The sequence below is a fragment of the Chromobacterium sp. FG89 genome (assembly GCF_057808735.1).
Genome location: NZ_JBMDIQ010000001.1, coordinates 383,329 through 398,185, shown reverse-complemented (window position 1 = coordinate 398,185; position 14,857 = coordinate 383,329). Strand labels below are relative to the sequence as shown.

Genomic DNA, 14,857 nt, shown 5'->3' with positions numbered 1-14,857 from the left:
TTCACCTTAAGTGGGGGCCGGCTCATGGTCCGCCAGCAACGCCCACGTCAGCACCGTCTCAGCGCCCAGATCCTGTTTGAGCGTTCGCCCAAGCACCACGGCCAACTGCGATGGCGCAATGCCGTCGCCGGGGCGCTTGGCGTCTAAATCGGCCTCGGTCAATACATGGCCGGCGGGCAAAGCGCGTCGGGTGACGATGCTGCGGCGCATTTTCAATGCTTGCGCCCGCTCTTCATCGCTCAGCACGCGCCCCGCGCCGCCCATGGCCTCCTGCACCCGGTGACAGGCGCGTATCATCGCCCGCATCTCTTCGGGCTCCGTCGCCATCTGATTGTCCATGCCGATGCGCGAGCTATCCAAAGTGAAGTGCTTCTCGATCAGGCAGGCCCCCAGCGCCACCGCGGCGGCGGGTATCTCAATGCCCTGGCTGTGATCGGAATAGCCGATGGGGAAGGCGGGAAACTCGCTGCGCAAGCCGGCGATGTTCTGCAGACGGATCAGTTGGGGAGGAGACGGGTAGATCGAAGTGCAGTGCAATATGATCAGCTGACGGTTCCCGCTGGCCTCGATCGCGCGCACAGCCTCGCGGATTTCCTCGAACGACCCCATGCCAGTGGATAGCACCAGCGGCGCGCCCAGGCGTCCCAGCTGCTCTAGATAGGGCAGATTGTTGAGCTCCATCGAGGCGATCTTGATGAAGGGCGCCTTGCACTCCGACAGCAGAAATTCAGCTTCCTGGATGGAGTAAGGCGTAGAAGCGAAATCGATACCCTGCGCGGCGGCGTATTCGGCCAGCTCCTTGAGCTGGGCGCCGTCCAGAGCGAATTTCTTGACGATGCGCTTGGCGATGGCGTTGGCCTGGTAATAGCTGTCGCAATAAAGCGTCTCCGCGCTCCAGGACTGAAACTTCACGCAATCGCAACCGGCGGCCTTGGCCTCGTCTATCATCGCGCGCGCAATGCCCAGATCGCCGAAATGACTGGTATTGAGTTCGGCCACCACATAGGGCTTTAGATAATCCCCGACTTGGCGTCCATTGCCTAGGGTAATCACTGACATGCAAGGTCTCCGGCTTACTGGTCGATGGGCTCGACTATCATTTCTCGCAAGAACAATTCGCGTTCAAGAAAAGGCTGCTGATCTTCCAGCGGACGACGCACAAACCGGCGGTCCGCCTCGCTGCGGGCATGGCCCAACTCGATATAACCCTGATCGACTCGCCCCATGATTTCGCACAGCACCGGCCCGTCGTGGGCCAGCATGGCGGTCAAACCGGCATCCAGTTCGGAGGTACGCTCAATCCTCTGGTAGTGGAAACCGAAACACTGGGCCAATTGGGCGAAGTCGGGACAACTGACGCCGTTGTCCGGATCCGTGCCTATGGTCCGCTTGCGGAACAGATCCCGCTGCCGCCGCCGGATGATGGAGTAGACATTGTTGTTGATGACCACCACCTTGATCGGCAAGCGCTGATAGCGGATGCTCTCCAGCTCCTGCAGATTCATCATGATGGAACCGTCGCCGATAACGGCGACCACTGGCTGCGCGCGGCCATGCCATGCTCCTATGGCCGCGGGCAAGGCAAAACCCATCGAGCCTTGGGAAACCGGATGGACACAGTTGATTCCGGAGGAAAAGCGCATATTGGTCGGCAGAATCACTTCGGCCAGACCCGAGTCCGTCACCAACGTGGCCGGCGCGGGCAGCAGCCGTCCCAGGGACTCGGCCAACTGATAAAGATCGACGGCGGCGTCGGAGGCGAACGCAGGTTCTACCGCGCCGAACAGCGCTTTCCAATACCGACACTTGTCGGCCCATGGCGCCGGAGCCGTCGGCGTATTCTCGCTCAACAGCGCGCTGAGGAAGGCATGGACGTCGGCTTGCACCAATTGGTCGATGCGGACGCCGTCCTTGCTGTGTTCAACTGGATCGATGTCCACGACGACGGTATGCGCGCCGCGCGCGAATTTGCAGAAGTCAGGACCGGTGGTGAGCGAAGACAGCCGCGAGCCCAGCACCAGCACGAAGTCAGCGTTCTGCACCGCGAAATTGCCGGCGCGCGAGCAGCCCATGGACCCAACCGAGCCTATGGACAAATCATGGGCCGCGCCATAGCAGTCCGGCGCGGCGCTGGTATAGGTCAGCGGAATATTGCAGCGCTCGACCAGGATCTTGAGCAAATCCTCCGCGCCCGAGGCGCGCACGCCGCTGCCAATCAGCAATACCGGTCGTTTCGCGTCGCGCAGGCGAGCGCGCACCGCGGCCACGTCTTGCGGCGCCGGCCGCGGCGCTTCTACCGGGTACGCAGCGGGACGCTCGATCTGTTCCGGATCGATCAACGCGCTTTGCAGATCCAGCGGGATATCCAGCCAGACCGGGCCTTTGCGGCCAGACATGGCTTGCCGCAACGCCTCTTCCATCGCCGGGACGATTTCCTCCGGCGTGGAGATCATGCGCGCGAACTTGCTTATCGGGCTCACCAGAGCCACGATGTCGGCCTCTTGCTGCCCGTAGGTGCGCAAGGGAATGCCGGTATGGCGGCTGGTCTCGCGCAGGGTATTCTGGCCCGAGATGAAAATGCACGGCACCGCGTCCTGCCAGGCGCAGAGCACGCCGGTCAAGGTATTGGTGGATGCGCAGCCGGTAGACACCAGGCAAGCGCCCAAGCCCCCTCTTTGCTCCGCATAGGCCAGGGCGGCGAACGCGCAGGACTGCTCATGATGCAAGGACACCGGCTGCAAAGCCGCATGCTTGGCCAAAGCGTCGTTCAGAAACAAGGAGCCGCGCCCAGTCACCTGGAACACATGTTCCACGCCGGCTTGCGCCAGCCGCTGCATGATGTAGTCCGCAACCCGCATCATCATGCTTCCCTCGGCGCCTTGGGTTTGAACTGATCAAGAATATCCGGCACCGCCACCACGAATTCGGCGCTGCACGCCGGCTCGTCATCCACAAAGCTTTCGGCCGAGCCGATGGCGATGCCGCGCTTGAAGGACTTCAGGCTGGCTTCGATGCGCAGGGTGTCGCCCGGCACAATCTTGCGTTTGAACCGGATATTGTTGATTGAGACGAAGTTGGTCTTCATTCCCTTGTACTCCTCCTTGCACAAGAAGGTGAGGATGAAGGTCTGAACCAGGGTTTCGATCTGAACGAAACCGGGCACATTGGGCTCATCATCGAAATGGCCGGGAAAGAACCACTCGTTGTAAGTAAACCGTTTGACGCCGGTCGCCCGTTCTCCGGGCTGCAACTCAACAATCTTGTCGATCAACAGCACAGGATAGCGGTTGCGCTGACACTGGATGATGTCCTTGATATCGAGGGCCGCCGGTCCGTTCAACGTGCTCATGCCGCCGGCTCGATGACGACCTTGTACTTGGCCAAAATCCCCTGGCCCGCCGCATAGCTGGAAAACTCGATGATGTCGTCGATATCCATCTCGATGTCGAACGCCTCTTCCAACGCCGCCATCAAGGCCATATGCCCCACACTGTCCCAAGCCGCGATGTCTTGATACTTCAGCGCAGCCAAATCCTTTTGCTCCACCATGAAGGTTTCCATGAAAGCCTGGTCGTATTTTTCAAGATGACTCATCGCTTAATCCGTCGAAAGTTGAAAAACCTTAGTTTACCGGTCGCTGATCACTCTAGATAGCGTGCCGACCAAGTCGTAGCCGTCCCAAATCACGCCGATATCCAATGCTTTGCCCACCGGAACCACCCGGTCTATGCCAATCAGGCCTTCGGCCACGACAAACTGGATCAATTGCTGCCTGTCCACGCCAAAACAACTCAGGGTTTGATAACGCTCGCCCACTATCCGCTTCAGGCAATTCAGATCGGCGCAGACATATTCAAAAAAGAAACCATGGCTCCCTCGATGAATATCGATATCCTCAGGCAATTCCGCCAAACGCACGCGATAAATATCGTTGGCGTGCCGGTTCGAAGAAACGGCCGCATCCAAATGAATGGCCGTGCGGCACAAATGCGTAAACTTCTCGACAGCGTGCAGCGCCGGCGTCGCGCCCTTGCTCGCCAGCAAGCGCTGCATCCCCGGCCAGAAACGAAGCATCGCCGCTTCCGCTTGCTCTTGGCCGCCCAGCCATAAAATCAGATGCGGCGACGAGCAAGCGTTCTGATCCAGGAAAAACACATCGTTGTAAAACCCTTCGGCCAGCCCCCTCAGTTGCGGCTCGGAAGCCGTTAGCACCGCCTCCGCCGCCATCACGCACAGCGAGTAACGGTCGGCAAAAGCGACATCCACGCAACGCGCCTGCGTCGGCATCGCCCGCAAGTGGGCAATGGTGCCGTCTCCGCCCCACAGCACGCGCGCATGGCAGGCGCGGGACAGCGCCGCCGTGACCTCGTCGTTGCGCGGGTAACGGATCAAGGCGTTCATCGCCGCGATATCCGCGTGTTCCGGCAGGGCAAACAGGCGCTCTATCTCCTCGCAGATCACCGCCACTTGCGGATGAGCCACGCCGGGAACGCGCACGATATTGGCGTTGCCCGCCAGCAATCCGAAGGCGAACGAGAAAGCGAAATTGACCGGCACATTGGATGGCGCGATATGCAAGGCCAGGCCACGGCCAAGCCTATGCCCAGCCGAGCCAAAGGCGCCGGCCAGCCGCCTCAGGTTGGCTTTGCGGCACCAGAAGGCAAACGCGGCGATATCGGGATAGCGCCGCAGCTCCGGACGCGACAACAAGGCCTTGGAAAGATCCGCCAAAAACGCGATGGCGCTAGGCGAGTAAGGCGGCAACGGCCGGCAGGCGATCCGCTCCGGGCTGGCGCCGGCCAGAATCTCTACGGGGATATCAGACATGCGCTTCATAAGCATAGGTATCGCTGCAACCACGCGCTTCGGCCCGCGCCACGCGGCCGGACACTTTGAAATACTTGCCCAGCCGACCGCAAGGACAATCGTCCTCGCCCAGCACGGCGCCCAGATCCTCGGTCAACAGCGCATGGCCGGGGTAGCTGCGCGGCGCCAGCGACAAGACCTCGATCAAGCCCTCCTCTCCCACGTCCGCAAGACTGAAATCGCCGGGTCGTCGAACCAGGACATCCGAATAGATGGAGGCATGCAAATGGCCTTGCCCGCACTCCAGAAAGATGGAGCCGGTCTGCTCGACCATGCCGTAATAATTCACCACCTGCTCAACGCCGGCGCACTCCTGAAGCGCGCGGCGGAAATCCTCATTGCCCACGGCCAGATCCTGCAACTTTTTCCAGCCCCCACCATGCAGCACGATACCGCCGGCGATAGCCAGGCGTTGATTCATTTTCCGCAGCGGCAGCACCAAATGCTGCCAGATCATGAAGGTAAAACCGAAGATGAAGATAGGCTTCCCCGCATGCCGCTCCAGAAAGGCCTGCACCAGGCCCAGATCCAGTTCCATTCTCTCATTCAGCGCGTACGTCACATCCTGTCCGAACAGGGAGAAGCCCAGTATGCCGGCTCCCCGCGCGGAAAACGCCGCCCGGTCCCGCAGCACGCTTGGCGAATCGATCACCAGCATCGGCAATCTCTTCTTGCCCAGCACCGTTCCCATCAGCCGAGTCAGGATCTTGGTTTGCCAGGCCGCCGTCTCCTTATCCAGATAAATGCGCGACACTTGCTGACCAGAGGTGCCCGACGAAGTCATGGTCTTGAATACCTGGCTGCGCTCCACGCTGAGCAGATCAAACTCCTTGAACAAGCGGACAGGCAGGTATGGAACCCCCGCCAGCCCAACGGCCGACGCGTCTTCCCCGCCCTGCAATGCCAGGATTCGCGCATACTCCGGGCACTGGCCGGCATGCCATTGCGTCAGTTCCCGCAAAGCGGCGGAGAGCGCGGCGGATTTGGCCGCCGCATCCAACGAATACGGTCCCCACTCCAGCCATGGCGTGAAATCCGGCGCGCTCATGCCTGAGCTCCCCAAGCTTGCGGCGTCAATTCCGAATACAGGATTTTTCCCGAAGCATTACGCGGCAAATCGCCTCCCGTCATCACCTTGACCGACTGCGGCGTCACAGTCAGGTAGCGCGCCAGCATGATCTTGATCTCCTTGGCCAGGGCGGCGTCACCCTGCGGCACATAGACCTCGAGCCTGTCGTCGACGCCGGCGCAAGCGGCGACATGGCCAGCGTCAAGCAGATACTGCTCCACTTCCTGCAAATTGATTCGATGGCCGAACAGCTTCAAAAAACGTTTCAACCGCCCAACAATGTAGTAATCGCCGTCGCCATCCCTACGCGCGACGTCTCCGGTTCTCAGCACGCCCTGGCGCTCGTCGCCCGCGGCAAGATCGCCGAATCCGCAAGCATAGCCCATAGAGACATTGGGGCCTTGATACACCAGTTCCCCTTCCGCCTCCGCGCCGTCGAGCCGCTCGCCGCACTCATCCTCCAGCCAGAACTCGCCGCCCGGCACCGCCGCGCCTATGCTGCCCGCCTTGAGCGCCGCCTTGTCCGCCGACAGATAAGACATCCTGGCCGTGGCTTCGGTCTGACCATACATGGTGAAAAACCGCATGCCGCGGCTCTGGCAATGCAATGCGAACTCGCGGCTGAGCTCCGGCGCCATTCGCCCTCCGGCCTGGGTCAGCGTGCGCAAGCTGGGCAGCTCCATGCCGGTGAAGCGCAACTTCCTCAGCATCTCGTAATGGTAGGGCACGCCGCCGAAACTGCTCGCGCGCACGGCTTGCAGGAAGCCCCAAAAACCGCGCTCGAGAAACGTTTTCCGGCTCACCGCGATCTTGCTTCCCGCCAAGGCATGGCTGTGCAGGATCGACAGTCCGTAGGTATAGCTGGGCGCCAAAGTGGTAATCGGCACTTCGTCGGCATCCAGCTCCAAATACTGGGCGATGGCCATGGCGTTGCTCAACACATTGCGCTGCGACAGGCGCACAAACTTGGGACTGCCGGTGCTGCCCGAGGTGCTCAGCAGCAAGGCCAGCTCGTCATGAACGCGATAGTCGGCTTCCTCTTGCGCAATCAGGCAGTAATCGCGGTAGGCAAACAGAGCCGTCGCCTCTGGAAACTCTGCGCGCCTCGCGGCAGGCAGCCAAATGAACGCGGGCCGATACGCGTCCAGCAAGGGCTGCAATTGCTGACTGGGCAGATTGGCGGCCAGCATCAAAGGCACCGCGTTGACGCTTAGCAGATGGAAATAACCGGCCAAACCGCCTATATCGTTGTCGCAAAGACAGAACACCAGCCGCCGCGCCAAGTCGCTCCCCAGCGACGGCGGCGCCAGCGCCAGCACCTCGCCATATGAGACGACCTCGCCTTGCTCCGACTCGAACAGCGGACGCGCGCCATGCTCCGCGAACGCGCCGGTCATGGCTTCCATCAGGCTAAGCGCCCTCATCGCAGAATGCTCCATCCGCTCAGCGGCCTTGCAGCACATCGCGCACCACGCCCGCAATGCGCTCGATGTCATCCGGCGTCATATCGTGAAAGCTGGGCAGATTGATGGCGCAGGCCGGCAAGGCCCAGGCATTGCGGTTTTCTGGCTTGGCGTCAAACATCGGCAAGCCCGACAAAGGCCAAAAGAACACCCGCGCATCGGCGTTTTCCTCAGCGAACGCCGCCTGCAGCGCCTCGCGCGTAACCCCGGTCTCAGGCGAAAACACCGCGGTAGGCATCCAGGCGCCATTGACGACGCCCTCGGGTTCCGGATTCATCCTCACGCCGGAGAGCGGCTGCAACCGTTGGCGATAAGCGTCGAATATCTCACGCTTGCGCTGGATCAGTTCCTCGATGCGCTCCATCTGAGCGCAGCCCAGCGCGGCTTGGATATTCGACATCTTGTATTTGAAGCCCACCAAGTCCGGCCAGAACTGCTTGCTTTGACCGCTGGCGCGGCCATGATTGCTGAGGGTCAGCACGCGCTGATAGAGCTCGGCGTCATTGGTGACGAACATGCCGCCTTCGCCGGTGGTCAAGGTTTTGGTGCCGTGAAAGGAAAATGCGCCGAATCGCCCCATAGAACCGGCCCGCTTGCCGCGATACTCGGAGCCGATCGCCTCGGCGGCGTCCTCGATGACGGGAATCCCGTGACGTTGCCCTATCGCCAGCAAAGCGTCCATATCGCAGACATTGCCGTACAGATGCACGGCCACAATGGCCTTGGTCCGCGGCGTGATGGCCGCCTCCACTTGGGCCGGGTCGAGGCACCAGGAGTCGGGCAGGATATCGACGAACACCGGCTCGGCGCCGAGATGGACGATGGGAGAAGCCGTTGCAATCCAATTGGTGTCGGCCAGGATCACTTCATCGCCGGGACCGATGCCAAGCGCGGCCATCCCCATATGCAAGGCCCCGGTGCAGCTGGAGGTCGCAATCGCATAGCCCACCCCCAGATGGTTTTTGAACGCGGCCTCGAACTTGACGATGTAGTCGTAGCAGTGCTCGCCCCAGCCGTTGCGGGCGGCATCGGTCGCGTATTCGACCTCCAGATCGGTGATGGACGGCTTGGTGTAATGGATACGCGGTTTCATCTAATCTCCAGCGCGGGAGCCGCGGTGGCGAAGCGGCCGCCCCACTCCCGGATATAGTGAAGCTGTTGCATGACTTCGGCAGCGATATTCCAGGGCAGGATCAGCACGATGTCGGGTTTTTCCTGCTCCATCCTTGCCGGCGCGAAAATAGGCACATGGCTGCCCGGCAGGTATTTGCCCTGTTTCGATGGCGCGGCGTCGCAGACGAAAGGCAGCAGATCCGGCTTCACCCCGGCGTAGTTGAGCAAAGTATTGCCCTTGGCCGCAGCGCCGTAGGCGGCCACTTTCTTACCGGTCCGCTTTTGTTCCAGCAGGAAAGTCAGCAAGCCATCCTTCACCTCGTCCACCCGCTGCTGGAAGGCCGCATAGACCGTCAGTTGACGCAGCCCGGCCGCGGCCTCCGCGGCCAACACGGCGGCGATGGCGGGACCATCGGCTCTCTCGTCGTCAACGTGGCAGGCGAACACGCGCAGGCTGCCGCCATGGGTCGGCAGTTCCTCCACATCGAACACGCGCAGGCCGGCGGCGGCCAAAATGCGGGAAACGGTATACAGCGACAGGTAGGAGAAGTGCTCGTGGTAGACCGTATCGAATTGGACATGCTCGATCAGGCGCATCAGATGCGGAAACTCCAGCGTGATGGTTCCCCCAGGCTTGAGCGCCGCTTTCAGACCACGGCTGAAATCGTTGATGTCCGGGATATGGGCAAACACATTATTGCCGACGATCAAATCCGCTTGTCGTCCTTCCCGCGCCAGACGCCGCCCCAAGTCCTCTCCAAAGAACTCGCGCAACACCGGAATGCCCAAGCGCTCCGCGGCCGCGGCGGTGCTGGCGGTCGGCTCGATGCCCAGGCAAGGAATGCCGACGGCCAGCACATTCTTCAACAGATAACCGTCGTTGGCGGCAACCTCGACGACAAAGCTGTCCGCGCCCAGTCCCAAGCGCCCAAGCATCTCGTCGACATAGCGCGCCGCGTGAGCCAGCCAGCTGCTGGATGTCGAGGAGAAATACGCGTAGTCCTTGGAAAAGAGCAGGTCCGCCTTCGCGTAATCCTCGGTCTGAACCAGCCAGCAATTGCCGCAAACTTTCAGCTTGAGCGGGAAATAAGTTTCCGGCGCGCTCAACTCCGCCTCGCTTAGATAGGCGTTGGACGGCGGCGCGAAGCCTAGATCGAGAAAGGTGTGCTGCAACGGCTCTGCGCAGTGTCGGCAATTCATGGTTCAAGCCCGGTGAAATCAGAGGACAACAAGGGATGGTTTTGGTCCCGCGTGGAAAGATCGCGGACCGGCAGCGGCCAGCGGACGGCCACCCGCGGCTCATCGTAACGCAAGCCTCCTTCGGCGGCGGGCTGATAGAACGCCGTATGCAGATACAACAGCTCGCTGTCCGGCTCCAGCACCTGGAAACCATGCGCGCAGCCCTCGGGAATGATCAGCATGCGTCCCGTGTCGGGGCTCAGCTCTTCCGCATGCCAATGCAGGAAAGTGGGAGAACCCGCTCGCAGATCCACCAGCACATCCCACACCCGGCCGCGAATGCAGCGCACCATTTTCATCTCAGCATGCGGCGGGTGCTGAAAATGCATGCCGCGCACCGCGCCAAGCGCCTGGGTCCGCGAGTGATTGATCTGAACGATGCGTCGGCCGCCCAGCAAGCCGGCCAGCTCCTGCTCGCAAAACAAACGGGAAAACGCGCCACGGTGATCGGCATAAGGCGCAGTCTCCGCAAGCGCGGCGCCGTCTATGCTGGTTTGTCGAATACGCATCAGGACACCCAAACCGCGTTTGCCGCGCGAGCGGACTCGATATAGCTCGCAAGTTGATCGAAGGTGATGATCTGCCCGGAGGCGTGGTGATGACGATACCAGTCCGCCGTCATCTCCAGGCCTTGCTCCAAGCTCAATACTGGAAACCAGCCCAAGCGACTACGGGATTTCGCACAATCCAGGTACAACAAGCCAGCCTCATGCGGCTGCTCACCGACCGCCGCTTGCCAAGCCAATTGCGGCCAAAACCGCTGCAGCTTCGCCAATACATCCGCCACGCTGCGGTTGGCCTCCGCCTTCGGGCCAAAATTCCAGGCCTCGGCCAAGGCTCTCTCGCCCTCAAGCAAACGCTGGCCAAGCAGCAGATAGCCGGACAGGCACTCCAACACGTGTTGCCATGGCCGCGTAGCGCTGGGCGAACGGATGTGCAAGGCCCTTCCTTGCGCCACGGCGCGCACCAGATCAGGAATCAAGCGATCCTCGGACCAATCTCCTCCGCCAATGACGTTGCCGGCGCGAACCGTTGCCAACAGCGGCGCGTCGTCGTTCTGCCAGAAAGACTTCCGATAACTGTCCACCAGCAGCTCGCAAGCGGCCTTGGACGCGCTATAGGGGTCATGGCCGCCCAGCGCATCCACTTCTCGATATCCCCAAGACCACTCATGATTGGCGTAGACCTTATCGGTAGTCGCCACCACTACGGCGCGCACGCTAGGGGTTTGACGACACGCCTCTAGAACATGGGCCGTTCCCATCACATTGCTTGACCAGTTCTGCAACGGGTCGCGATAGGAACGTCTGACCAAGGCCTGAGCCGCCAGATGAAAAACCATCTCCGGCTGCGCCTGATCAAATGCGGCGCGCACGGCTGCGGGGTCGCGAATATCCGCTCGCAGATCCCGAACCGGGCACGCCAGCAGATCCCAGTGATTGGGCGAGCCGTCCGGGTCCAAAGCCAGACAGGTGACATCGGCCCCCAAACGCGTCAGCCAGGCGGCCAGCCAGCTGCCCTTGAAACCGGTGTGGCCGGTCAATAGCACCCTGCGGCCGCGATAGCGATCGCCAAACAGTCTCACGACCACACCTTCCACGGAGGATTGCCGTCCGCCCACAGTTTTTCCAACTGGTTCTTGTCGCGCAGCGTGTCCATTGCCTGCCAGAAGCCTTTATGCCGATAGGACATCAACTGCCCCTCCTTGGCCAAGCGCACCAGAGGCTCAGCCTCCCAACTGGTCTGATCATCCTCGATGTAATCGAAGATCTGAGATTCCAACACGAAAAAACCGCCGTTAATCCAAGCCCCATCGCCGGCCGGCTTTTCTTGAAACCCGCTCACCGTTTCACCCTTGATTTTCAGCGCGCCATAACGGCCAGGCGGCTGAATTGCGGTAACCGTGGCCGCCTTGCCGTGCGAACGGTGAAACTCAATCAAAGCCCTAATATCGATATCGGCCACCCCGTCGCCGTAAGTAAAGCAAAAAGGCTTGTTATTCAAATGCTCTCGGACTCGCTTAAGCCGCCCACCAGTCAACGTATCCTCACCGGTATTGACCAGCGTCACTCGCCAAGGCTCGACATAGCGCTGATGCACCTCGATCTCATTATTGGACATATCAATAGTGACATCGGACATATGCAAGAAGTAATTCGCAAAATACTCCTTGATAATGTAGCCCTTGTAGCCGCAGCAAATCACAAACTCATTCACGTCGTAATGCGAATAAGTCTTCATGATGTGCCATAAAATAGGCTTGCCGCCAATTTCAATCATCGGCTTAGGCTTCAAATAGGATTCTTCCGATATTCGAGTACCCAGCCCGCCTGCAAGTATCACCGCTTTCACATTTGCTCCTATTTATTCTTTTCGCAAAATGGAACACACGCCTTGCAATGCGGCGCTCTCCAGCACAAGCCCTCGCACCTTGCTCCAAGCGAAAATACTATTCGACTACCGCTGCTGCTTCAGCTACTTCGAACAACAAAACGCCGCCAACGCCGCCATCACGCCCTCGACGCCGCGCGCGCCGGTTTCCGGATTAAACTCCACCGTCGCCGCGCCGCCCTTGCCGGCCGCCCAGTTGCTGACCAGACACAGGTGCGCATAAGGCAGATTCATCTCCCGCGCCAAGGCCGCCTCCGGCATGCCGGTCATGCCGACTATATCGGCGCCATCCCGCTCCAACTTCAATATTTCCGCGGCGCTTTCCAAACGCGGCCCCTGAGTGCAGGCGTAAACGCCGCCCACCACGCCGCTGTGGCCGCTGTCCGCCATCGCGCGGATCAGGCGCTCTCGCAACGCCTCGTCATAAGGCGAGGAGAATTCGGCGTGCACCACCGGGCGGTCCAGCCCCTCGAAGAAGGTATGCTTGCGGCCCCAGCTGTAGTCGATGATGTTGTCCGGCACCACCAGGCGGCCCGGCGGCATGTCGGGGCGGATGCCGCCCACGGTGCCGATGGCGATCACGCCTTTGACGCCTTGATCGTGCAGCGCCCAGATATTGGCGCGGTAATTGATTTCATGCGGCGCCAGCGAATGGCCGTAGCCGTGGCGCGCGATGAACACCACGTTCTGCCCGTTCAATAGGCCGAAGGTCAGCGCGCAGGAGGGATCGCCGTACGGGGTGCGCACAACTTGACGGTGGGTGACTTCCAATACGGGCAGCTGGGCCAGGCCGCTGCCGCCGATGATGGCCAACATGATGTGTCCCCTTGTAATGGCGCGACGAATCGCTGTTTTTGCCGCGGCCTGAGCTGGGCGGCTGTGGGATTCTTGCTTGCGGCGAAGCGCCGACGCTCCAATTATGGCCGATTATTTTCCGCCGGCACATGCCGCCGCGCGGTGAATTTGCCCGCGGCCGCAGGGCTGGCGACGGCCGCTTTTGAAAACAAGCACTTGGCGAGCCAGCTGGAATTCCCGATGATTTATACAGACGTACAAATTCAGCTTGCATGGACTTATACGTTCGTATAAGAATAGATGTATGAAACTGAACAACGCGACTCGACAGCAATTGCTGGACTGCGGACTGGCCATGGCCAAGGAGGCCGGCCTGCGCGCGCTCACCGTGCGCGGCCTGTGCCAGCGCGCCGGGGTCAATCCGGGCAGCTTCGTCTACCACTTCGGCAGCCGCGACCGCTACTTGGCCGAACTGCTGGAAAACTGGTACGCGCCGCTGTTCCGCCACATGCAATCGCAGTTGCAGCAGCAAGCGTCGGCCTTGCCGCGGCTGCAGACCCTGCTGCGCCAGCTGCTGGCCTTCGTCGTCGAACACGGCGAGCTGATCGCCCACATGCTGCTGGACGCGGCCGCCGGCGAAACCGCCGCACAGGGCTTTCTGTCCACGCTGGCGCCCCGCCATCCCAAGCTGCTGCTGCAAAGCATTGCCGACGCGCAACAGGCCGGCGAACTGGAACGCGGCGATCCGCTGCACCAGGCGCTGTTCCTGATGTCGGCGCTGGGGCTGCCGGCGCTGGCCCAGCACATCATCGCCGGCAAGCCGCTGCTGCCCGGCCTGATCCAGCAAGCTTTCAACACCTACGCCATCGATCCGCGCCATATCGAGCAACGCCTGCAATGGGCGCTGCGCGGTTTGCGCCCATTGGAGCCACAGCCATGAAGCGTCCCCCTCTGCTCATCGGCCTCATCGTCGTCGCCCTGATCGCCGGAGGCGGCTACGCCTGGCGGCAACGGCAGCTCGCCCAAGAGCGCCTGAGCTTGTCCGGCAACGTCGACATCCGCGAAGTCAGTCTGTCCTTCCGGGTGGCCGGCCGCTTGCGGAGCCTGAACGTGGACGAAGGCGCCAGCGTACGCGCCGGCGAGCTACTGGGCGAACTGGACGCGCGGCCTTACCAAAACGCCTTGCGCGACGCCGACGCCGGCCTGGCCGCCGCCCAAGCGCGCAGGGCGCTGTACCGCGCCGGCCCGCGCGGCGAGGACATCGAACAGGCGCAGGCCAATCTGGACGCGCGTCGCGCCGCGCGGCTCAACGCCGAGCAGACCTACCAGCGCCAGCGCCAGCTGGCCGACACCGGCGCCTCCGCCCAACGCGCGCTGGACGAGGCCCGCGCGCAGCGCGACCAGGCGGCGGCGCAGGCCGAGGCGGCGCGCCAGCAATGGCAGGCGCTCAAGCGCGGCTACCGCAAGGAGGAAATCGCCGAGGCCGACGCCAACGCAGAACGCGCGGCGGCGCAGCAGGCCCAGGCCCAGCTGCAATTGGCCGACACCCGGCTGCTGGCCCCGGCCGACGGCGTCATCCTCACCCGCGCGGTCGAACCCGGCGGCATGCTGAGCGCCGGCGGCCCGGTGTTCACCCTGTCGCTGACCCGGCCGGTGTGGGTGCGCGCCTACGTCGCCGAGCCCGAGCTGGGCAAGGTCGCCCCCGGAACCAAGGTCAAAGTCCGCAGCGACGGCCGCGCCCAGCCTTACGACGGCGTGGTCGGCTTCGTCTCCCCCAGCGCCGAATTCACTCCCAAGAACGTGGAAACCCAGGACCTGCGCACCGCTCTGGTCTACCGGCTGCGCGTGGTGGTGCAAAACCCGGACGCCGCGCTGCGCCAAGGCATGCCGGTGACGGTGACGCTGGCGGACGGCCGCTGAG

General features: G+C 61.8%; 15 protein-coding genes. 2 read left to right on the top strand and 13 right to left on the bottom strand.

Annotated elements, in window-relative coordinates:
• Nucleotides 1-6 precede the first annotated feature (6 nt).
• The 13 genes from ACODRW_RS01910 to ACODRW_RS01850 form a co-directional block, all read right to left on the bottom strand.
• On the bottom strand, nucleotides 7-1,059 hold the full coding sequence (locus ACODRW_RS01910; protein ID WP_488905075.1) for an N-acetylneuraminate synthase family protein: 1,053 nt from the start codon (nucleotides 1,057-1,059) through the stop codon (nucleotides 7-9).
• A gap of 14 nt (nucleotides 1,060-1,073) precedes the next feature.
• Nucleotides 1,074-2,864, bottom strand: coding sequence for a thiamine pyrophosphate-binding protein (locus ACODRW_RS01905; RefSeq protein WP_486635783.1), 1,791 nt, complete (start codon nucleotides 2,862-2,864; stop codon nucleotides 1,074-1,076).
• The gene (gene fabZ, locus ACODRW_RS01900; protein ID WP_235086905.1) at nucleotides 2,861-3,349 is read right to left on the bottom strand and encodes a 3-hydroxyacyl-ACP dehydratase FabZ; all 489 of its coding nucleotides are present in this window, start codon (nucleotides 3,347-3,349) and stop codon (nucleotides 2,861-2,863) included. Before fabZ ends, ACODRW_RS01905 begins: the two co-directional genes overlap by 4 nt.
• Complete coding sequence (locus ACODRW_RS01895) at nucleotides 3,346-3,594, bottom strand: phosphopantetheine-binding protein (protein WP_235086902.1); 249 nt, start codon at nucleotides 3,592-3,594, stop codon at nucleotides 3,346-3,348. The genes fabZ and ACODRW_RS01895 overlap by 4 nt, the downstream gene beginning before the upstream one ends.
• 33 nt (nucleotides 3,595-3,627) lie before the next feature.
• Nucleotides 3,628-4,827 (bottom strand): acyl-CoA reductase, encoded by a 1,200-nt coding sequence (locus ACODRW_RS01890; RefSeq protein ID WP_488905074.1) that lies wholly within the window; start codon nucleotides 4,825-4,827, stop codon nucleotides 3,628-3,630.
• Entirely contained in the window at nucleotides 4,820-5,914 is a 1,095-nt protein-coding gene (locus ACODRW_RS01885; protein WP_488905073.1) for a LuxE/PaaK family acyltransferase, read from the bottom strand. The genes ACODRW_RS01890 and ACODRW_RS01885 overlap by 8 nt, the downstream gene beginning before the upstream one ends.
• Entirely contained in the window at nucleotides 5,911-7,359 is a 1,449-nt protein-coding gene (locus ACODRW_RS01880) for an AMP-binding protein (RefSeq protein WP_488905072.1), read from the bottom strand. The genes ACODRW_RS01885 and ACODRW_RS01880 overlap by 4 nt, the downstream gene beginning before the upstream one ends.
• A 19-nt stretch (nucleotides 7,360-7,378) precedes the next feature.
• Nucleotides 7,379-8,491 (bottom strand): DegT/DnrJ/EryC1/StrS family aminotransferase, encoded by a 1,113-nt coding sequence (locus ACODRW_RS01875; protein WP_488905071.1) that lies wholly within the window; start codon nucleotides 8,489-8,491, stop codon nucleotides 7,379-7,381.
• On the bottom strand, nucleotides 8,488-9,711 hold the full coding sequence (locus ACODRW_RS01870; RefSeq protein ID WP_488905070.1) for a methyltransferase domain-containing protein: 1,224 nt from the start codon (nucleotides 9,709-9,711) through the stop codon (nucleotides 8,488-8,490). The genes ACODRW_RS01875 and ACODRW_RS01870 overlap by 4 nt, the downstream gene beginning before the upstream one ends.
• The gene (locus ACODRW_RS01865; protein ID WP_488905069.1) at nucleotides 9,708-10,271 is read right to left on the bottom strand and encodes a dTDP-4-dehydrorhamnose 3,5-epimerase family protein; all 564 of its coding nucleotides are present in this window, start codon (nucleotides 10,269-10,271) and stop codon (nucleotides 9,708-9,710) included. The genes ACODRW_RS01870 and ACODRW_RS01865 overlap by 4 nt, the downstream gene beginning before the upstream one ends.
• On the bottom strand, nucleotides 10,259-11,335 hold the full coding sequence (gene rfbG, locus ACODRW_RS01860) for a CDP-glucose 4,6-dehydratase (protein WP_488905068.1): 1,077 nt from the start codon (nucleotides 11,333-11,335) through the stop codon (nucleotides 10,259-10,261). Before rfbG ends, ACODRW_RS01865 begins: the two co-directional genes overlap by 13 nt.
• On the bottom strand, nucleotides 11,332-12,102 hold the full coding sequence (rfbF, locus tag ACODRW_RS01855; protein WP_235086877.1) for a glucose-1-phosphate cytidylyltransferase: 771 nt from the start codon (nucleotides 12,100-12,102) through the stop codon (nucleotides 11,332-11,334). Before rfbF ends, rfbG begins: the two co-directional genes overlap by 4 nt.
• A 123-nt stretch (nucleotides 12,103-12,225) precedes the next feature.
• Nucleotides 12,226-12,957: an S-methyl-5'-thioinosine phosphorylase gene (locus tag ACODRW_RS01850; protein ID WP_235086875.1), complete on the bottom strand. Its 732-nt coding sequence runs from the start codon at nucleotides 12,955-12,957 to the stop codon at nucleotides 12,226-12,228.
• A 283-nt stretch (nucleotides 12,958-13,240) separates the two neighbouring features.
• Here ACODRW_RS01850 and ACODRW_RS01845 point away from each other — a divergent pair, with 283 nt between their 5' ends.
• Nucleotides 13,241-13,876 (top strand): TetR/AcrR family transcriptional regulator, encoded by a 636-nt coding sequence (locus ACODRW_RS01845; RefSeq protein WP_235086873.1) that lies wholly within the window; start codon nucleotides 13,241-13,243, stop codon nucleotides 13,874-13,876.
• Complete coding sequence (hlyD, locus tag ACODRW_RS01840) at nucleotides 13,873-14,856, top strand: secretion protein HlyD (RefSeq protein ID WP_235086871.1); 984 nt, start codon at nucleotides 13,873-13,875, stop codon at nucleotides 14,854-14,856. Before ACODRW_RS01845 ends, hlyD begins: the two co-directional genes overlap by 4 nt.
• The last annotated feature ends 1 nt before the right edge of the window (nucleotide 14,857 follow it).